Source organism: Streptomyces sp. NPDC059452 (assembly GCF_042750035.1).
Taxonomy (GTDB): domain Bacteria; phylum Actinomycetota; class Actinomycetes; order Streptomycetales; family Streptomycetaceae; genus Streptomyces.
Genome location: NZ_JBHYVE010000007.1, coordinates 87,352 through 105,097 on the forward strand (window position 1 = coordinate 87,352; position 17,746 = coordinate 105,097).

A 17,746-nucleotide genomic window follows, 5' to 3' on the forward strand; every position below is an offset into this window, starting at 1 on the left:
CCCCTGACCTGGTGTTTCAGCTGTCGGGGTGGCGGGATTTGAACCCACGACCTCTTCGTCCCGAACGAAGCGCGCTGCCAAGCTGCGCTACACCCCGATGCCCACCGGTCTCCCGGCGACATCGATTACTTTAGCCCACCTGCGGCCGGAGGCGAAATCCGCTTTCTCCGGTGCCGGGCCCGCCGCCTCCCGCCGGGCCCGGGCAGTGGCCGCAGGCCCCCCGCCCCTGACCCCGGCCCTCGGAGTCCCGCCCTCACTCCCGCCCTGTGAGCGTCAGCAGGGTGGCCTCCGGGGGGCAGGCGAAGCGGACCGGGGTGTAGCGGTTGGTGCCGCAGCCCGCGGAGACGTGGAGGTAGGCGCGGTGGTCGCCCGTCGTGTGGGTGGACAGGCCCTTGACCCGGTCGGTGTCCAGGTCGCAGTTGGTGACCAGGGCGCCGTAGAACGGGATGCACAACTGGCCGCCGTGGGTGTGGCCCGCCAGGATCAGGGGGTAGCCGTCGGCCGTGAAGGCTTCCAGGGAGCGCAGGTACGGGGCGTGGACCACGGCGATGGAGAGGTCGGCGTCGGTCTCCGGGCCGCCCTGGACCTCGGCGTAGCGGTCGCGCTTGATGTGCGGGTCGTCCAGGCCCGTGAACGCGATCTCCGTACCGTCCAGCTTGAGCCGGCCCCGGGTGTTCGACAGGTTCAGCCAGCCCGCCTCGTCGAAGGCGTCCCGCATCGGCTCCCACGGGTTGTGGACGGCGCCGACGACGGGCTCGTTGCCGTTGAGGCCGTGCCTGCCCTGGAGCTTCTCCAGGAGGTAGCGGCCGGGGTTGCGCAGCCTCGGGCCGTAGTAGTCGTTGGAGCCGAAGACGTACACCCCCGGGAACTCCATCAGCGGACCGAGCGCGTCCAGCACCTCGGGCACGGCCTCCGGGTCGGAGAGGTTGTCGCCCGTGTTCACGACGAAGTCGGGGCGCAGGCCCGCCAGCGACTGGAGCCAGGCGCGCTTCTTGCGCTGACCGCTCACCATGTGGATGTCGGACACCTGCAGAACGCGCAACGGACGTGCCCCGGGCGGGAGTACGGGAACGGTGACCCGCCGCAGGCGGAACGAGCGGGCCTCGAATCCGGCGGCGTAGGCGAGGCCGACGGCACCGACCGCCGCGCCGACTGCCGTGACTTTCAGGGGGACTCCGTAGCGTGCGCGCATGTGCCCATCGTCGCAGACCCGGCGCGGGCTGAGGAAAACCGGAGGGCGGCATACGCCCCGCACCTGTCACAATCACGGCATGACCACGCTCAAGTCCAAGCTCAAGGAAGACCTCCACACGGCTATGAAGGCGCGTGACGAGCTGACCTCGTCCACCCTTCGGCTCACCCTCACCGCGATCACCAAGGAAGAGGTCAGCGGCACGTCGGCGCGCGAGCTCTCCGACGACGAGGTGCTGAAGGTGATCGCCAAGGAGGCGAAGAAGCGCCGGGAGGCGGCCGAGGCGTTCGCCCAGGGCGGCCGGACCGAGCAGGCGGAGCGCGAGAAGGCGGAGGGCGAGCTGCTCGACGGCTACCTCCCCAAGCAGCTCACCGACGACGAGCTGAACGCGATCGTGGCGTCCGCCGTCGAGGAGGCGAAGGCCGCCGGGGCCGAGGGGCCGCGTGCCATGGGCGCCGTCATGAAGATCGTCAACCCGAAGGTGGCCGGTCTCGCCGAGGGCGGCCGGGTCGCCGCCGCCGTGAAGAAGCTCCTCGCGGGCTGAGCCCCGTACAAGCAGGGCAGAAGGCAGAGCAGAAGGCAATAAGGGTGGGGCGCCCGGTCGACGAACGTGACCGGGCGCCCCACCCTTATGCCTGCCTGCCGTATCAGGGGCCGGACCTGCCGCCGCCCTGCTGGTCCCCGTCGCCGCCGCCGTCGCCCCCGCCGATCAGGCCGGGCGGAAGCTGGATGCCGGGAGTCCGGTCGCCGCGGCCGGGCTTGTTGTCCTCGCGGTCCTCGTCGCCCCCGCGGTTACGGTCGCGGCCGCGGTCACCGTCGCCCTCGCCCTCCTCATCCTTGTCCTCCTTCTCCTTGCCCCGGGGGACGGAGATCGGGTTGAACGCCGGAGTTTCGGAGGCGTTGAGCGCGCCGGTCATGGCGATCCGCCAGATCGGGCCGGGGAGGCAGCCGCCGCAGACCTTGGGGTAGTACTGGCCGCCGATGGTGACGTTGAACATCGAGCTCTTCTCGCCGATGTCGTCACCGACCCACACCGCGGTGGAGAGGTTCGGGGTGTACCCGACGAACCAGGCGTCCTTGCGGTCGTTCGTCGTACCGGTCTTGCCCGCGTTGTCCCGGTCGTTCAGCCCGGCGGCCACACCGGTGCCGTCCTCGACCACGCCCTTGAGCATCTGGTTGATGGTGTCCGCGGTGCTCTCGCTCATCGCCCGCGAGCAGGTCGACTTCGGCACGGGGAGCTTCTTGCCCTGCGGGTCCGTGATGGACTCGATGGCGATGGGCGTGCAGTACGTGCCCCGGTTGGCGAAGGTCGCGTACGCGGACGCCATCGAGAGCGGCGTGCTGTCGACGCTTCCCAGGGTGACCGCGGGCCGCTCCAGGATCTCCTTGCCGTCACCGCGCTCGTAACCCACCTTCTTCGCCATGGTGAGCGTCTCGCAGAGACCGGCCTTCTGCTCCAGCAGCGCGAAGTAGGTGTTGATGGACTTGCCGAGCGCGCTCGTCATGTCCCAGGTGCCCTTCTCGGACTCCAGCTCGTTCTGCAGGTCCCAGGGCTTGTTCCCGGCGGGCGCTCCGTCACAGGTGCGGAAGGAGCTCTCCGGCAGGCTGAGCTTCCAGCCCGAGGAGAACGTCTGGGCCGGGCTGATGCCCTTCTCCAGCGCCGCCGCCGCGGTGAACGGCTTGAACGTCGAGCCGACCTGGAAGCCGTACGTGCTGCCGCCCATCTTGTTGCTGACGGCGAGGTTGAGCACGGTCTCGTTCTGCTTCTGGTCCAGGCCGTACGGGCGGGACTGGCCCATGGAGAGGATCTTGCCGCTGCCCGGCTGCACCTGCACCACGGAGGCCGCGAACTTGTCCGCCTTGCTGACCTTGGCGGTGGCCGCGTCGTTGGCCGCCTGCTGGGCACGCGGGTCCAGCGTGGTCCTGATGGTCAGGCCGCCGAGGTTCCAGAGCTTGGAGCGATCCTCCTCGGTCTTGCCGAACGCGGGGTCGGTCAGGATCGTCTTGCGTACGTAGTCGCAGAAGAACCCGGAGCCGCTGACGGCCGTGATGCAGCCGTTCTTCGGCTTGCTGACCTTCAGCTTGATCGGGGTCGCGATCGCCTTCTCGGCCTCGGCCTGCGAGATGGCCTTGGTGGCGGCCATCCGGGTCAGCACGATGTTGCGTCGCTTGGTGGCCTCCTCCGTGTCGTTGACCGGGTCGTAGCGGCTCGGCGACTGGACGATGCCGGCGAGCAGCGCGGCCTCCTCCACCTTCAGGTCCTTGGCGCGCTTGGAGAAGTAGCGCTGGGACGCGGCCTCGATGCCGTACGCCTGCTGTCCGAAGAACGTGATGTTGAGGTAGTTCTCCAGGATCTTCTTCTTGCCGAGCTCCTCCTCGACCTGGATCGCGTACTTCAGCTCGCGGACCTTGCGGCCGATCGTCTGCTCGGTGGCCTGCGCGACCTTCTCCTGGTCGTCGCCGGCCTCCTCCACGAAGACGTTCTTCACGTACTGCTGGGTGAGGGTCGACGCGCCCTGCGCGGTCCCGCCCGTCTGCACGTTGCGGTTCATCGCGCGCAGGATGCCCTTGAGGTCGATCGCCCCGTGCTCGTAGAAGCGGGAGTCCTCGATCGCGATGATCGCGTCCTGCATGTACGGGGAGATGTCCGTGAGCGGGACCACCGTGCGGTCACGGGAGTAGACCGTCGCGATCGCACCGCCGTCGCGGTCCAGGATCGTGGTCCGCTGACTGAGCGGCGGAGTCTTGAGGTTGGAGGGGATCTCGTCGAACCCTTCGACCGTCCCCTTGGCGGCGAGCCCCAGCGCTCCGGCTGCGGGCAGCGCGATGCCTGCCAGGACAGCTCCGGAGAGCGCGGCGACACCGAGGAACTTGGCGGCCTGCTGGGTCGTGGTGAGACCCCCGCCCGAGCGCTTCTTTGGCATGGGGGCAGCCTACGTTCTCATTCGCCGGACAGGCATACAGGCCTTGGCCTAAGCTGTTCCCAACTGTCACAGCAGTCCGGTTCCGTATCAAGCCCCCCGCAGCCCCATGCACCTCTTCTGGTCATTCTTCTCCCGGCCGACCCACAGGTGAACCACACGTCACGGCGCTCCCGAAATCGCCCCGTGTGTCACTGAAAGTCCGTTGCCATTCGGGTGTACTGTCCCGTTTTCGCGGAGTTAGTCGCGCATGTCTTCCCCTCACTCCCCTGGGTGATCTGCCGCATACGCATAGTCCGTTCGGACCATTCAAGATTGGGCCCGAAGGGGGTGTTGTGCTGTCCCCGCCTTCCGTAACGTCCTCAACTGGCAGCGGTGAATATGCCGCTACCGCCGTGGGGGAGCCTCGATTCGGGAGAGGACGGCGCCGGCATGGGCTGGGTAACCGACTGGAGTGCGCAGGCAGCCTGCCGCACTACCGATCCGGATGAACTGTTCGTACAAGGGGCAGCGCAGAACAGGGCCAAGGCGGTGTGCACCGGATGCCCGGTGCGGACCGAGTGCCTGGCCGATGCGCTGGACAATCGCGTCGAGTTCGGCGTGTGGGGCGGAATGACGGAGCGGGAGCGCCGCGCACTGCTGCGCCGCCGGCCCACCGTCACGTCCTGGCGCCGCCTGCTGGAGACCGCACGCAGTGAGTACGAGCGGTCCACCGGCATGCTGCCCGCCGTGATCGGGCTGGAGGACGACGAACTGCACGAGACGTACGCGGCTGTGGGCTAGGACGCCCGGGGGCTCGGGGCGCCCGGGCGGGGCGCCGCGGGATGTCTACGCCGAGCCACCGGCTCGGGCGGCAGTCACCGACTCGCGCCGCAGCCGTTGTCTCAGGCGGCAGTAGGGGCGGAGCCGGATGCCAGGCGGTCGCCGATGGTGCGCAGGCCGTCCAGGTCGTGCACATCGCCCGGGAGCGCGGCCACCGCGGTCACCGGGACCTCGGGGTGCAGCTCGGTGAAGCGGTCGCGCGTGTGCTGTTCGCGGGCTACGACCTGCATGCGCTCGGCGTGCAGCCGCAGCAGACCTGCCGTCAGTTCGTCGATGTCCACGGGGATGTCGACGGCGATGGGGGTGCCGTCGGTCTCGTCCGTGGCGTGTGCGGTGGCATGTGTGGCGTCCGTGTCGTCTGTGGTGTTCTCCGCGTGCGGCTCGTGATCGGTGCGGTCCTCGTGATCGTGGTTCTCGGCGTCCTTGTGCTTGGCGTGCTCGGTGCGTTCGGTGTGCTTCGTTCCGTGGTGCTGGGTCTCGTGCGCGTGCCCGGGGGAGAGCGACGGCTCGACGGCTTCGGGGGCGGTGACCTCCGGATCGGGGGCCTTCCGGTCACCAAGGCCAGCTTTCCCGGCGGTCTGATCCACAATGCGGGCGTCGTCAAGATTTTCTGCGGCGGCGAGCGCCTGCTCGGCGGAGAGCCGGGACGCCTCGCTGCCGTGTGCCCGGTTGAGTACGAGACCGGCCAGCGGCATGTCCTCCGCCGCCAGCCGCTCCACGAAGTAGGCGGCCTCGCGCAGTGCGTCCCGCTCCGGGGTCGCGACCACGAGGAACGCCGTACCGGGGGCCTGGAGCAGCTTGTACGTGGCGTCCGCGCGGCTGCGGAAGCCGCCGAACATGGTGTCCATCGCGGCGACGAACGTCTGGACGTCCCGCAGGAACTGACCGCCGAGCAGCTTGCCCAGCGTCCCGGTCATCATCGACATACCGACATTGAGGAACTTCATCCCGGCCCGGCCGCCCACCTTCGCGGGCGCCATCAGCAGCCGGATGAACTTCCCGTCCAGGAACGAGCCGAGCCGCTTCGGAGCGTCCAGGAAGTCCAGTGCCGAGCGGGAAGGAGGGGTGTCGACGATGATTAGGTCCCACTCGTCGCGCGCCCGCAGCTGCCCCAGCTTCTCCATCGCCATGTACTCCTGCGTACCGGCGAACCCGGCTGACAGGGACTGGTAGAAGGGGTTCTCCAGGATCGCGCGGGCCCTCTCCGCGTCCGCGTGCGCCTCCACGGTCTCGTCGAAGGTCCGCTTCATGTCGAGCATCATGGCGTGCAGTTCGCCCTCGCCGTCGATGCCGTCGACCCGGCGCGGGACGTTGTCCAGCTGGTCGATGCCCATGGACTGTGCGAGCCGGCGGGCCGGGTCGATGGTGAGGACGACGACCTTGCGGCCGCGCTCGGCCGCCCGTACGCCGAGGGCGGCGGCCGTCGTGGTCTTGCCGACGCCGCCGGAGCCGCAGCAGACGATGATCCGGATGGCCGGGTCGTCGAGCAGCGCGTCGGTGTCCAGCCCGGGGGCCTGCTCCGGGGTGTCCGTGGCCTGCGTCATGCGTCCGCCTCTTCCCCTACGCCCTGTTTGCGGAGCTCCGTGGCCAGGTCGTGCAGTGCGGCGAGGTCCACCCCGTCGCCGATCAGCGGGAGCTCGGCCGTGGGCAGGCCGAGTCCGGCGAGTACGGCACGCTGCTCGCGCTCCAGGCCGACGCGCTGGGCGTGCTCGGCGGCCTGCTCGATCAGGGGCCGTACGAGGGCGGCGGAACCGGTCACTCCGGCGCGGGTCAGCGTCTTGGCGATCTCCTTGCGGCGGCCGGTCGCGGCGGTGCGCAGGGTCTCCTCGTCGACCAGGTGCGGGCGCACCATGTTCACGATGACGCGGCCCACGGGCAGGTCGGCGGCGCGCAGTTCGGCGATGCCGTCCGCGGTCTCCTGGACCGGCATCTCCTCCAGGAGGGTCACCAGGTGGACCGCGGTCTGCGGGGACTTCAGGACGCGCATCACTGCCTGGGCCTGGTTGTGTATCGGGCCGATCCTGGCCAGCCCCGCGACCTCGTCGTTCACGTTCAGGAAGCGTGTGACGCGGCCGGTCGGCGGGGCGTCCATGATCACGTAGTCGTAGACGTACCGACCCTGTTTGTCCTTGCGGCGTACGGCTTCGCACGCCTTGCCGGTCAGCAGGACGTCCCGCACCCCGGGCGCGATGGTCGTGGCGAAGTCGATCGCGCCGAGCTTCTTGAGTGCCCGGCCCGCGCCGCCGAGCTTGTAGAACATCTGGAGGTAGTCGAGGAGGGCCAGCTCGGCGTCGATCGCCAGCGCGTGCACCTCGCCGCCGCCCGGCGCGACGGCGATTCTGCGTTCTTCATAGGGCAACGCGTCGGCACCGAAGAGCTGCGCGATGCCCTGTCTGCCCTCGACCTCGACGAGGAGGGTGCGCCTGCCCTCGGTCGCGAGGGCGAGCGCGAGGGCGGCGGCGACCGTGGTCTTACCGGTACCGCCCTTGCCGCTGACGACCTGGAACCTGCTCACGTATTCGAGCCTAACCAGTCCGGCCCCGGGCTACGCACGGGACCGTACGTGCCAGGCGTTACAGTCGGGCCCATGACCAAGTGGGAATACGCGACCGTGCCCCTTCTCGTGCACGCGACCAAGCAGATTCTGGACACCTGGGGCGAGGACGGCTGGGAGCTGGTCCAGGTCGTTCCCGGCCCGAACAACCCCGAGCAGCTCGTGGCCTACCTGAAGCGGGAGAAGGCCTAGTGGCGGGCGCCGTCGAGGCACAGCTCGCCGAGCTCGGCCTGACCCTGCCCGCCGTCGTGCCGCCGCTGGCCTCGTACCAGCCGGCCGTGCAGTCCGGGGTGTACGTGTACACCTCGGGCCAGCTGCCCATGGTGGACGGCAAGCTCGCCGTCACCGGCAAGGTCGGCGCCGAGGTGACGCCGGACGAGGCGAAGGAGCTCGCGAAGACCTGCGCGCTCAACGCTCTGGCCGCCGTGAAGTCGGTCGCCGGTGACCTGGACCGGATCAAGCGCGTCGTGAAGGTCGTGGGCTTCGTCGCCTCGGCCTCCGACTTCACCGGGCAGCCCGCCGTGATCAACGGTGCGAGCGAGCTGCTGGGCGCGGTGCTGGGCGACAAGGGTGTGCACGCACGCAGCGCCGTGGGCGTCGCCGTGCTGCCGCTGGACGCCCCGGTCGAGGTCGAGGTCCAGGTCGAGCTCGTCGACGCCTGAGCCGCACCGCCCTGCCGTTTTTTCCTGCCCTCTGCCGTTCCTTTCGATCCCGTCCGGTGCCGTGACCGGGCGGGATCATGTACGTACGAGGGTGTGTGCGGGCGTGTGTGTACGGGGCGTGTCGGCTCCCTGTGATGATCACGGTGCCTCTCGAACATCGGCGCGGTTCCGGATAGCCTCCGGCCATGTCCCAAGGTCAGTGGTACCCCCCGGAATGGCCCGACCGGATCCGGGCGCTCGCCGCCGGTGAGCTGACGGCCGTGGCACCCCGGCGGGCCGCCACCGTGATGCTGCTCCGCGATCCGGGGGCGGACAGCGGCGGCACGACGGCCGGTCCTGTCGTGCACATGTTGCGGCGGCGGACCTCCATGGCGTTCGCCGGAGGCGCGTACGCCTATCCGGGTGGCGGCGTCGATCCGCGTGACGACGACCGGCTGATCGGGTGGGCCGGGCCCTCGCTGGAGTACTGGGCCGCCCGGCTCGGCGTGGCGACGGTCACCGAGGCGCAGGCCGTCGTCTGCGCGGCGGTGCGGGAGACGTTCGAGGAGTCGGGGGTCCTGCTCGCCGGGGAGACCCCCGGGACGGTGGTCGGGGACACGACCGGGGCCGACTGGGAGGCCGACCGCGAGGCGCTGGTCGCCCGCGACCTGTCCTTCGCGGAGTTCCTGGACCGGCGCGGGCTGCTGCTGCGCTCGGACCTGCTGGGCGCCTGGGCGCGGTGGATCACCCCGGAGTTCGAACCGAGGCGCTACGACACCTGGTTCTTCGTCGCCGCACTCCCCGAAGGGCAGCGCACCCGTGCCGTCTCCACGGAGGCGGACCGCACGGTGTGGATCGCCCCGGCGGAGGCGACCCGCCGCTACGACCTGGGCGAGCTGCTGATGATGCCGCCCACCGTGTCGACGCTGCGGGCCCTGACGCCGTACAGGACGGCCGCGGAGGCGCTCGGGGCGGCCGAGGCCCAGGACCTCACTCCCGTACTCGCGCAGGCCCGTCTGGAGGGGGACGAACTGGTGCTGAGCTGGCCGGGGCACGACGAGTTCACCAAGCACGTGCCGACGGCGGGCGAGGGTGGTGGTCCGGCATGAGCGACGCGGCCGCCCTCCCCGGACAGCCGCGCGGAGTCGTGGCCTCCGGGCCCGCGACCGCCCGTACGGTCAACGTCCTGGCGCCGAACCCGTCGGCGATGACGCTCGACGGCACGAACACCTGGATCGTCGCCGAGCCCGGCTCCGGTCTCGCGGTCGTCATCGACCCGGGGCCGCTCGACGACGTACACCTGAGGGCCGTGATCGACGCCGTGGAGCGGTCCGGGCGCCGGGTGGGCCTCACTCTGCTCACGCACGGCCATCCTGATCACGCGGAGGGCGCGGGGCGGTTCGCCGAGCTGACGCGGACGAAGGTACGGGCCCTGGATCCGGCGCTGCGGCTCGGGGACGAGGGCCTGGAGGCGGGGGATGTGATCACCACCGGCGGGCTCGAACTGCGCGTGGTCCCGACGCCGGGCCACACCGCCGACTCCCTCTCGTTCCATCTGCCCGCCGACCGGGCGGTGCTGACGGGCGACACGATCCTCGGCCGGGGTACGACGGTGGTCGCGCACCCGGACGGGCGGCTCGGGGAGTACCTGGACTCGCTCAGACGGCTGCGCTCGCTGACGGTCGACGACGGCGTCCACACGGTGCTGCCGGGCCACGGGCCGGTCCTGGAGGACGCGCAGGGGGCCGTGGAGTTCTACCTGGCCCACCGCGCGCACCGGCTGGCCCAGGTCGAGACGGCGGTGGAGGCGGGGCTCCGTACGCCGTCGGAGGTGGTGGCCCGCGTGTACGCCGACGTGGACCGCTCCCTGTGGCCCGCCGCCGAGCTGTCGGTACGGGCGCAGCTGGAGTACCTGGCGGGGCACGGGCTGATCTGAGGGGGCAACGCGGGCCCTATCAGGTTCACGCGGGCCCTATGGGGTCGCGCGTGAACCTGCCTGATAGGGCCCGCGTGAACCCATAGGGCCACGCGTGAACGTGAAGGGCCCCGCGCCGACCGGAGCACGTACGTACGTCAGGTCGGCGCGGGGCCCTCCGCGCATGAGCTCACATCACGGGGTCAGCGCGAACGCTTAGCCAGCCGCTCCACGTCCAGCAGGATGACCGCGCGCGCCTCCAGGCGCAGCCAGCCGCGGCCCGCGAAGTCCGCGAGGGCCTTGTTGACCGTCTCGCGGGAGGCGCCGACCAGCTGGGCCAGCTCCTCCTGGGTGAGGTCGTGGACGACGTGGATGCCTTCCTCGGACTGGACGCCGAAGCGGCGCGACAGGTCCAGGAGGGCGCGGGCGACGCGGCCCGGCACATCGGAGAAGACCAGGTCGGACATCTGGTCGTTGGTCTTGCGCAGGCGCCGGGCGACCGCGCGCAGCAGCGCGGTGGCGACCTCGGGCCGGGCGTTGAGCCAGGGCTGCAGGTCGCCGTGGCCGAGGCCGAGGAGCTTGACCTCGGTCAGCGCGGAGGCGGTCGCCGTACGCGGGCCGGGGTCGAAGAGCGAGAGCTCCCCGATCAGCTCGCCGGGGCCGAGCACGGCCAGCATGTTCTCGCGCCCGTCGGGCGAGGTGCGGTGGAGCTTCACCTTGCCCTCGGTGACCACGTACAGGCGGTCACCCTGGTCGCCCTCGTGGAAAAGCGCGTCGCCGCGCGCGAGGGTCACCTCACTCATCGAGGCGCGGAGCTCCGCGGCCTGCTCGTCATCGAGCGCCGCGAAAAGCGGGGCGCGCCGCAGAACGTCGTCCACGAGTTCTCTCCTTGTCGGCCTGTTCAGGGAACCGTGGTCCCCATCATGCCGGACGGTAAAACAGTGCGATCAATCACAAACCAGTTTGACGCACGGGCGTGCCGCTCCCTACGGCAGGGGGCCGATCGGGGGTGGATACGCGGTGACCGGGGCGGTTGTCAGTGGCTGGCTCTAGGCTGGCCGGGTGTCCAGAATGCCGGGGAGTACACGGGCCGAGGGGGCTGATGGGGTGTCGGGGAAGCGCGATTCCGCTGTGGGCGAACACTCCCCGGTTCGCCCGGAGAGTGCCGCAAATGGCTCCCTGGAGGGACCGGGAAAGCGGTCCGTGAGACGGCCAGGAGGCCCGCAGTGACATCGTCGAAGACCGGAACGGCACCCAAGGTGACCAAAGCGGTCAAAGCGCCCAAGGTCCCCAAGGGTGAGTCCCATCTCGCGCTGGTCCGCCGCGCGCGCCGGATCAACCGGGAGCTGGCCGAGGTCTATCCGTACGCCCACCCCGAGCTGGACTTCCGCAACCCCTTCGAGCTGCTCGTCGCCACGGTCCTCTCCGCCCAGACCACCGACCTGAGGGTCAACCAGACCACCCCCGCGCTCTTCGCCGCCTACCCGACGCCCGAGGACATGGCGGCGGCCGTCCCGGAGGAGATGGAGGAGCTGATCCGGCCGACCGGCTTCTTCCGGGCCAAGACCAAGTCCCTCCTCGGCCTCTCCGCCACCCTGCGGGACGACTTCGGCGGTGAGGTCCCCGGCCGTCTGGATGACCTGGTCAAGCTGCCCGGCGTCGGCCGCAAGACCGCCAACGTCGTGCTGGGCAACGCCTTCGGGGTCCCCGGCATCACCGTGGACACGCACTTCGGCCGCCTGGTCCGGCGCTGGAAGTGGACGGACGAGGAGGACCCGGTGAAGGTCGAGGCGGTGATCGCCGACATCTTCCCCAAGAGCGAGTGGACGATGCTCTCGCACCGGGTGATCTTCCACGGCCGCCGGATCTGCCACTCCCGGAAACCGGCCTGCGGCGCCTGCCCCATCGCCCCGCTCTGCCCTTCGTACGGTGAGGGGGAGACCGACCCCGAGAAGGCGCGGAAGCTCCTGAAGTACGAGATGGGCGGCTATCCGGGCCAGCGGCTCAGCCCGCCCCCGGACTTCCCGGGCAAGCCCGCTCCCGCCCTGGGAGCCGTATGAGGGAACCGCCGCATCGGGCACCCTCCGGACGAACCTCCGGAAGACCCTTCGGACGAACGACGAAATGGCTCGGAACGAAATGGCCGACGACAGGCGTTGTGAGACAAGGGGAACGAGGGGGGTGCCGATGACGCACATGCACACGCACACGGATCCACACGCGCAGACCCGTGCGGCAGCCGCCCGCGCGGCGGTCGACGTGAGCACCGACGGCCTGCCCGCCTGGCTCGACCCCGTGGCCCGCGCCGCCCGCAGCGTCCAGCCGCAGCAGCTCAGCCGCTTCCTGCCGCCCGAGAGCGGGGCGGGCAGGCAGTCCGCCGTCCTGATCCTTTTCGGGGACGGGGCGCGCGGCCCCGAGCTGCTGCTCATGGAGCGCTCCGGAACCCTGCGCTCGCACGCCGGGCAGCCGTCCTTCCCCGGCGGCTCGCTCGACCCCGAGGACGGCGACCAGGCCACCACGGGGCCGCTGCGGGCCGCGCTGCGGGAGGCCGAGGAGGAGACCGGTCTCGACCCCCGGGGCGTCCAGCTCTTCGGCGTACTGCCCCGGCTCTACATCCCGGTCAGCAGCTTCGTCGTGACGCCCGTCCTCGGCTGGTGGCGGGCGCCCAGCCCGGTCGGGGTGGTCGATCCGGCCGAGACGGCCCGGGTCTTCACCGTTCCCGTGGCGGATCTCACCGACCCGGCCAACCGGGCCACGGCCGTGCACCCCAGTGGCCACAGCGGCCCGGCCTTCCTGGTCGAATCGGCTCTGGTCTGGGGTTTCACGGCCGGAGTGATCGACCGGATCCTGCACTACGCGGGCTGGGAACGCCCGTGGGACCGGGCCAGACAGGTGCCGCTCGACTGGCGCGCATGACACGCTGGCTGTCTGCTGCGCTGTTCCGGGCCCGGCCCGGACCCCGTCACCACCGACGGGCCAGGTGACGAAACTGCGAGGCTATAGACGGTGAACGTGCTGGACATCCTGCTGCTGCTCGGCGCCGTGTGGTTCGCGGTCATCGGCTATCGCCAGGGTTTCGTCGTCGGCATCCTGTCGGTGATCGGCTTCCTGGGCGGCGGCCTCGTCGCGGTCTATCTGCTCCCGATCATCTGGGACCGGGTGACCGACGGCTCCGAGGTCTCCACCACGACCGCCATCGCCGCGGTCGTCATCGTGATCGTCTGCGCCTCCGTGGGCCAGGCCTTCACCACTCACCTCGGCAACCGGCTGCGCCGGTACATCACGTGGTCGCCCGTGCGCGCCCTGGACGCCACCGGCGGTGCCCTGGTCAATGTCGTGGCCATGCTGCTGGTGGCCTGGCTGATCGGCCTGCTGCTGGCCAACACCGCGCTGCCGACCGTCAGCAAGGAGGCCCGCAACTCCTCGGTGCTGCTCGGCGTCACCCGCGTAATGCCCCAACAGGCGCCCAACTGGTTCAAGGACTTCACCTCCGTCCTGGCCCAGAACGGCTTCCCGCAGGTCTTCAGCCCCTTCGCCAACGAGCCGATCACCGAGGTCAAGGCCCCGGATCCGGCGCTGGTGGGCAGCCCGGTCGCCGCGCGCGCCAAGAAGTCGATCGTCAAGGTCGTGGGTACGGCTCCGAGCTGCGGCAAGGTCCTCGAAGGCACCGGCTTCGTCTTCGCCGAGCGCCGTGTGATGACCAACGCCCATGTCGTCGGCGGCGTCGAGGAGCCGACCGTCCAGATCGGCGGCGAGGGCCGGCTGTACGACGCGAAGGTGGTCCTCTACGACTGGCAGCGCGACATCGCGGTCCTGGACGTCCCCGACCTCAGGGCCACGCCCCTGGAGTTCACCGGCACGGACGACGACGCGGAGAGCGGCGACAGCGCGATCGTCGCGGGCTTCCCCGAGAACGGCGCGTACGACGTGCGCTCGGCCCGGGTCCGCGCCCGTATCGACGCCAACGGGCCCGACATCTACCAGCGGGGCACCGTCCGCCGTGACGTCTACTCCCTCTACGCGACCGTGCGCCAGGGCAACTCGGGCGGCCCGCTGCTCACTCCGGACGGGAAGGTGTACGGAGTGGTCTTCGCCAAGTCGCTCGACGACGCGGACACCGGTTACGCGCTGACGGCCGACGAGATCCGCGAGGACATCGAGATCGGCCGCACGGCCAACCAGCAGGTCGACAGCCAGGGCTGCGCCCTCTGAGGCGGGCGGGGCCCTGAAGACCCCCGCCGGCCGGCGCGAGCCGGTCGACGGGGGCGAGGTTGTCGGGAGAGATCAGAAGAGATCAGCTACGGGGGTGGCGCAGCCGCGCCGAGACCCAGCGGGCCCGACGGCGGAGGATGCGCGAGATCCCGAGCCGGTGCGTACCGGGACGGTGGGTCCCGGGCCGCTGAGGATGAAGGTCCTGCACATCGTGCACCCGGCCCAGGGGGCCGCCCCCCTCATGAGTGCTCGCACCCGCTGACGCGGTGGAGCGGCGGTTGCGTGCTTCGTCAGTGAAGTCGTGCGTCCAGCCCATACCCCGACGTCTGCCCCTGACCCAAGGTCGGTAATCGTGCGCGAGTCAGCCAATTGGCTTATGCGGCAGGCAAGTGGCTGTTCGCCGGACGGCTGTTCCCCCGGCGGGCGCGCGGCTACCGGTCGGGCTCGGGGTCCTTGAGCCAGTTGATGAGTTCGGTGGAGAAGCCGATCGGATCCTCCTCGTGGGGGAAGTGACCGACACCGTCGAAAAGTCGCCATCGGTAGGGCGCCTCGACGTACTCGCCGGACCCCGCCGAACTCCGGGTCCGGACCGCCGGATCGAGCGATCCGTGCAGATGCAGGGTGGGTACCCGGACGGGCCGCTTCATCCGCCGGTTGAACTGGACCCCGTCGGGACGCGCCATCGACCGGACCATCCAGCGGTACGGCTCGATCGAGCAGTGGGCGGTGGACGGGATGCGCATGGCCCGCCGGTAGACGTCCAGGGTCTCCTCGTCGGGGAAGTCCGGCGTCCGGGGCCCCGCCCAGTCCTGGACCAGCCGGCCCACCAGGGCGGCGTCGTCCGCGACGAGCTGACGCTCCGGCAGCCAGGGGCGCTGGAAGCCCCAGATGTACGAGCCCGCCCGGGACTGCGCGAAGTCGGAGAGCATCGAGGAGCGCCAGCGGCGCGGGTGCGGCATGGAGGAGACGACGAGTCGGCGCACCAGCTTGGGCCGCATCACGGCGGCGGTCCAGGCGAGGTAGCCGCCCAGATCGTGGCCGACCAGGGCCGCGTCCGGCTCACCGAGGGAGCGGATCACCCCGGTGACGTCGAGCGCCAGGTTGGCGGGGTCGTAACCGCGCGGGGTGCGGTCGCTGCCGCCCACCCCGCGCAGGTCCATCGCGACGGCCCGGAAGCCCGCATCGGCGAGCGCGGGCAGCTGGTGGCGCCAGGTCCACCAGAACTGCGGGAAGCCGTGCAGGAGGAGGACCAGCGGCCCCTCACCCATCTCGGCGATGTGGAACCGGGCCCCGTTGGCGGCCACGTCCCGGTGGGTCCAGGGGCCGTCGATCCGTACGGGGCCCCCGGCACCGGCCGGGCTCGTCCACGGGCCCGCCGGGCCGGATGCGCTGGAATCGGGAACCGTCATGTGGACGAGCGTGCCACAGAGGCGGCCCTGTCCTTGCCCGGCAGGCTCTCGACGCCCGTCCCCGCCGCGAGGCTGGAGCCCGAGCGCCGGAGGATCGCCTCGGCCTCGATCGCCGGGCGCGGGTGCGGCTTCGCGTTCTGGAGGACGGCGGCGGACTGCTTGGCGGAGGCGATGGACTTCTCCGGCGGCTTGATCTTCTTGAACTTCCGCAGCCCGATGAAGCCGATCAGGGCGGCCAGCAGGATGAAGGCGCCCGCCACGATCAGGAACGACCAGGCCAGGCCCAGGCCCAGGTTGTGGATGCCGTACGCCGCCGCGAAACTCAGCATCGGCATCGTGAAGAGAAGCAGCACGCCCGCCGCGATGAACGCCGCGCTCCCGATCGCCCCGCGCTTGACGTCCTGCCGCACCTCCGCCTTTGCCAGGGCGATCTCGTCGTGCACCAGCGCGGACATCTCGGCCGTCGCCGCGGCGACCAGCTGCCCGATGCTGCGGTCCGCGCTGCCCACGTAGTTGCCGGGGTCGCTCATCCCTGACTCCCTCTCCGTCTTCGACACATCCGATGTCAGATCATGCCGGACTGTCCGGCTCATTGCCCGTTGCCCCCGCCTGTTGGGCGCGACGGCGGTGCTCGGCCGCCTTCTCCTCATGGATCGCGGCCATCCGCAGGTGGTACCCCGGATCGTCCTGTTCATAGATGTCGGGCACCCCCGACGCGTCCTCGTCCCGCTCCTCCGCCTCGTACAGCTCGCGGTATCGGCGCACCCGCAGCCTGAGCAGGACACAGGCGAGTACGGCCGCGATCAGGGAGCCGAGCAGCACGGCGGCCTTGATCTCGTTGACCATGGCCGCGTCGCCCGCGAAGGACAGCTCGCCGATGAGCAGCGAGACGGTGAACCCGATACCTGCGAGTGAGGCGACCGCGAGGACGTCCGCCCAGGCCAGGTCCTTGTTCAGCTCCGCCTTGGTGAAGCGGGCGGTGAGGTAGGTACCGCCGAAGATCCCGACCGCCTTGCCGACGACGAGTCCGAGGACCACACCGAGGGTCTCGGGCCGGGTGAAGACACCGGCCAGCGCTTCGCCCTTGAGGGAGACCCCGGCGGCGAAGAGGGCGAAGAGCGGTACGGCGACCCCGGCCGACAGCGGGCGCACCAGGTGCTCGATGTGCTCGCCGGGGGAGTGCGCCTCGCCCTCGCGCCGGGTGCAGCGCAGCATCAGCCCCATGGCGACCCCGGCGATGGTGGCGTGGACGCCGCTGTTGTACATCAGGCCCCAGATGACCAGCGCGAGCGGTACGTAGACGTACCAGCCCCGGACCTCGAAGCGGAGGAGCAGATAGAAGACGGCCAGGCCGAGGGCGGCACCGCCGAGGGCCAGGAAGTCGAGGTCCTCGGTGAAGAACACCGCGATGATCAGAATGGCGAAGAGGTCGTCGACGACGGCGAGGGTGAGCAGGAAGGCCCGCAGTGCGGCGGGCAGCGAGGTACCGATCACCGCGAGGACGGCGAGTGCGAAGGCGATGTCGGTGGCGGTGGGTACGGCCCAGCCGCTCAGGGAACCGCCGCCCACCACATTGGTGAGCGTGTAGACGAGCGCGGGCACCGCCATACCGCACAGGGCCGCCACGATCGGGAGGGCGGCCGCCCTGGGGTCGCGGAGCTGGCCCGCGACCAGCTCGCGCTTGAGCTCGGCGCCCACGACGAAGAAGAAGACCGCGAGGAGCCCGTCCGCCGCCCAGTGCGCCACGGAGAGGTCCAGGCCGAGGGAGGCGGGGCCGAAGTGGAATCCGCTGACGGCCGCGTACGAGCCGTCGAAGGTGTTCGCCCAGATCAGCGCGGTGACGGCGGCGGCCAGCAGGATCAGGCCGCCGACGGTCTCGGTGCGGAGCGCGTCCGCCAGGTAGTTCCGCTCGGGAAGCGGAAGACGGCCGAGCAGGGTGCGGCGGGGCGGGGCGGGGGCGGGCGGCACAGGGTTGGGGGGCACAGGGGTGGGCGGGGCCACGAGGGGGAACCTCCGGGTGGGGATCGGCATGATGCCATGGCTGATGACCGTGCCGACCAGACTTCCCGGCGCCCCTGTG

Annotated in this window: 18 protein-coding genes and 1 tRNA gene; 9 read left to right on the forward strand and 10 right to left on the reverse strand. The window is 70.7% G+C overall.

The genetic code is table 11. The features are described 5' to 3' along the window. Nucleotides 1-23: 23 nt before the first annotated feature. Both ACFW9Z_RS12420 and ACFW9Z_RS12425 read right to left on the reverse strand, forming a co-directional pair. Nucleotides 24-97: transfer RNA gene (locus ACFW9Z_RS12420), tRNA-Pro, on the reverse strand. Nucleotides 98-253: 156 nt separating this feature from the next. Beyond that, entirely contained in the window at nucleotides 254-1,192 is a 939-nt protein-coding gene (locus ACFW9Z_RS12425) for a metallophosphoesterase (protein ID WP_384638461.1), read from the reverse strand. Between the two features lie 79 nt (nucleotides 1,193-1,271). On the opposite strand from ACFW9Z_RS12425, the gene ACFW9Z_RS12430 reads away from it, so the two are divergent. After that, nucleotides 1,272-1,736, forward strand: coding sequence for a GatB/YqeY domain-containing protein (locus ACFW9Z_RS12430; RefSeq protein WP_356755605.1), 465 nt, complete (start codon nucleotides 1,272-1,274; stop codon nucleotides 1,734-1,736). Between the two features lie 103 nt (nucleotides 1,737-1,839). Here the strand turns inward: ACFW9Z_RS12430 and ACFW9Z_RS12435 are convergent, their stop codons facing one another. After that, nucleotides 1,840-4,116, reverse strand: a complete 2,277-nt coding sequence (locus ACFW9Z_RS12435; RefSeq protein WP_384638464.1) for a transglycosylase domain-containing protein — start codon at nucleotides 4,114-4,116, stop codon at nucleotides 1,840-1,842. A 429-nt stretch (nucleotides 4,117-4,545) separates the two neighbouring features. Between ACFW9Z_RS12435 and ACFW9Z_RS12440 the strand changes: the two genes are divergently transcribed. After that, nucleotides 4,546-4,896 carry a WhiB family transcriptional regulator gene (locus ACFW9Z_RS12440; protein ID WP_176727463.1) on the forward strand — a complete coding sequence of 117 codons (351 nt, stop codon included), beginning with the start codon at nucleotides 4,546-4,548 and terminating at the stop codon, nucleotides 4,894-4,896. Nucleotides 4,897-4,997: 101 nt separating this feature from the next. Here ACFW9Z_RS12440 and ACFW9Z_RS12445 read toward each other — a convergent pair whose 3' ends face one another. Both ACFW9Z_RS12445 and ACFW9Z_RS12450 read right to left on the reverse strand, forming a co-directional pair. Then, complete coding sequence (locus ACFW9Z_RS12445; RefSeq protein ID WP_384638467.1) at nucleotides 4,998-6,479, reverse strand: ArsA family ATPase; 1,482 nt, start codon at nucleotides 6,477-6,479, stop codon at nucleotides 4,998-5,000. Further along, complete coding sequence (locus ACFW9Z_RS12450; protein ID WP_384638471.1) at nucleotides 6,476-7,450, reverse strand: ArsA family ATPase; 975 nt, start codon at nucleotides 7,448-7,450, stop codon at nucleotides 6,476-6,478. Before ACFW9Z_RS12450 ends, ACFW9Z_RS12445 begins: the two co-directional genes overlap by 4 nt. Nucleotides 7,451-7,522: 72 nt before the next feature. Between ACFW9Z_RS12450 and ACFW9Z_RS12455 the strand changes: the two genes are divergently transcribed. From ACFW9Z_RS12455 to ACFW9Z_RS12470, 4 genes are all read left to right on the forward strand, one after another. Next, a complete protein-coding gene (locus ACFW9Z_RS12455) occupies nucleotides 7,523-7,681 on the forward strand; it encodes a DUF4177 domain-containing protein (protein ID WP_003967454.1) in 159 nt (52 codons plus the stop codon). Next, entirely contained in the window at nucleotides 7,681-8,151 is a 471-nt protein-coding gene (locus ACFW9Z_RS12460) for a RidA family protein (RefSeq protein ID WP_018514204.1), read from the forward strand. Before ACFW9Z_RS12455 ends, ACFW9Z_RS12460 begins: the two co-directional genes overlap by 1 nt. Nucleotides 8,152-8,336: 185 nt before the next feature. Then, nucleotides 8,337-9,239 (forward strand): NUDIX hydrolase, encoded by a 903-nt coding sequence (locus ACFW9Z_RS12465; protein WP_384638474.1) that lies wholly within the window; start codon nucleotides 8,337-8,339, stop codon nucleotides 9,237-9,239. Next, a complete protein-coding gene (locus ACFW9Z_RS12470) occupies nucleotides 9,236-10,066 on the forward strand; it encodes an MBL fold metallo-hydrolase (protein WP_384638477.1) in 831 nt (276 codons plus the stop codon). Before ACFW9Z_RS12465 ends, ACFW9Z_RS12470 begins: the two co-directional genes overlap by 4 nt. Nucleotides 10,067-10,248: 182 nt before the next feature. Here the strand turns inward: ACFW9Z_RS12470 and ACFW9Z_RS12475 are convergent, their stop codons facing one another. Beyond that, nucleotides 10,249-10,923: a Crp/Fnr family transcriptional regulator gene (locus tag ACFW9Z_RS12475; protein ID WP_003967450.1), complete on the reverse strand. Its 675-nt coding sequence runs from the start codon at nucleotides 10,921-10,923 to the stop codon at nucleotides 10,249-10,251. A 348-nt stretch (nucleotides 10,924-11,271) separates the two neighbouring features. On the opposite strand from ACFW9Z_RS12475, the gene nth reads away from it, so the two are divergent. The 3 genes from nth (at nucleotide 11,272) to ACFW9Z_RS12490 (ending at nucleotide 14,257) form a co-directional block, all read left to right on the forward strand. Next, the gene (gene nth, locus ACFW9Z_RS12480) at nucleotides 11,272-12,105 is read left to right on the forward strand and encodes an endonuclease III (RefSeq protein WP_384638479.1); all 834 of its coding nucleotides are present in this window, start codon (nucleotides 11,272-11,274) and stop codon (nucleotides 12,103-12,105) included. Between the two features lie 127 nt (nucleotides 12,106-12,232). Then, a complete protein-coding gene (locus ACFW9Z_RS12485) occupies nucleotides 12,233-12,961 on the forward strand; it encodes an NUDIX hydrolase (RefSeq protein ID WP_384638482.1) in 729 nt (242 codons plus the stop codon). Between the two features lie 90 nt (nucleotides 12,962-13,051). Beyond that, nucleotides 13,052-14,257: a MarP family serine protease gene (locus ACFW9Z_RS12490; protein WP_384638485.1), complete on the forward strand. Its 1,206-nt coding sequence runs from the start codon at nucleotides 13,052-13,054 to the stop codon at nucleotides 14,255-14,257. 82 nt (nucleotides 14,258-14,339) lie between these two features. On the opposite strand, the gene ACFW9Z_RS12495 is transcribed toward ACFW9Z_RS12490, so the two are convergent. From ACFW9Z_RS12495 to nhaA, 4 genes are all read right to left on the reverse strand, one after another. Further along, entirely contained in the window at nucleotides 14,340-14,573 is a 234-nt protein-coding gene (locus tag ACFW9Z_RS12495; RefSeq protein WP_384638488.1) for a hypothetical protein, read from the reverse strand. Nucleotides 14,574-14,688: 115 nt separating this feature from the next. Next, entirely contained in the window at nucleotides 14,689-15,666 is a 978-nt protein-coding gene (locus ACFW9Z_RS12500; RefSeq protein ID WP_384638491.1) for an alpha/beta fold hydrolase, read from the reverse strand. After that, nucleotides 15,663-16,196 (reverse strand): phage holin family protein, encoded by a 534-nt coding sequence (locus tag ACFW9Z_RS12505; protein WP_384638493.1) that lies wholly within the window; start codon nucleotides 16,194-16,196, stop codon nucleotides 15,663-15,665. The genes ACFW9Z_RS12500 and ACFW9Z_RS12505 overlap by 4 nt, the downstream gene beginning before the upstream one ends. Before the next feature lie 40 nt (nucleotides 16,197-16,236). Beyond that, on the reverse strand, nucleotides 16,237-17,697 hold the full coding sequence (gene nhaA, locus ACFW9Z_RS12510; protein WP_384638496.1) for a Na+/H+ antiporter NhaA: 1,461 nt from the start codon (nucleotides 17,695-17,697) through the stop codon (nucleotides 16,237-16,239). Between the last annotated feature and the right edge of the window lie 49 nt (nucleotides 17,698-17,746).

Excerpts from the sequence above, each read along its gene's own strand:
- ACFW9Z_RS12425 (WP_384638461.1), bottom strand. The coding sequence starts at position 1,192 with ATGCGCGCACGCTACGGAGTCCCCCTGAAAGTCACGGCAGTCGGCGCG.
- ACFW9Z_RS12430 (WP_356755605.1), top strand. The coding sequence starts at position 1,272 with ATGACCACGCTCAAGTCCAAGCTCAAGGAAGACCTCCACACGGCTATG.
- ACFW9Z_RS12435 (WP_384638464.1), bottom strand. The coding sequence starts at position 4,116 with ATGCCAAAGAAGCGCTCGGGCGGGGGTCTCACCACGACCCAGCAGGCC.
- ACFW9Z_RS12440 (WP_176727463.1), top strand. The coding sequence starts at position 4,546 with ATGGGCTGGGTAACCGACTGGAGTGCGCAGGCAGCCTGCCGCACTACC.
- ACFW9Z_RS12445 (WP_384638467.1), bottom strand. The coding sequence starts at position 6,479 with ATGACGCAGGCCACGGACACCCCGGAGCAGGCCCCCGGGCTGGACACC.
- ACFW9Z_RS12455 (WP_003967454.1), top strand. The coding sequence starts at position 7,523 with ATGACCAAGTGGGAATACGCGACCGTGCCCCTTCTCGTGCACGCGACC.
- ACFW9Z_RS12465 (WP_384638474.1), top strand. The coding sequence starts at position 8,337 with ATGTCCCAAGGTCAGTGGTACCCCCCGGAATGGCCCGACCGGATCCGG.
- ACFW9Z_RS12470 (WP_384638477.1), top strand. The coding sequence starts at position 9,236 with ATGAGCGACGCGGCCGCCCTCCCCGGACAGCCGCGCGGAGTCGTGGCC.
- ACFW9Z_RS12485 (WP_384638482.1), top strand. The coding sequence starts at position 12,233 with ATGACGCACATGCACACGCACACGGATCCACACGCGCAGACCCGTGCG.
- ACFW9Z_RS12495 (WP_384638488.1), bottom strand. The coding sequence starts at position 14,573 with ATGGGCTGGACGCACGACTTCACTGACGAAGCACGCAACCGCCGCTCC.
- ACFW9Z_RS12500 (WP_384638491.1), bottom strand. The coding sequence starts at position 15,666 with ATGACGGTTCCCGATTCCAGCGCATCCGGCCCGGCGGGCCCGTGGACG.
- ACFW9Z_RS12505 (WP_384638493.1), bottom strand. The coding sequence starts at position 16,196 with ATGAGCGACCCCGGCAACTACGTGGGCAGCGCGGACCGCAGCATCGGG.
- nhaA (WP_384638496.1), bottom strand. The coding sequence starts at position 17,697 with ATGCCGATCCCCACCCGGAGGTTCCCCCTCGTGGCCCCGCCCACCCCT.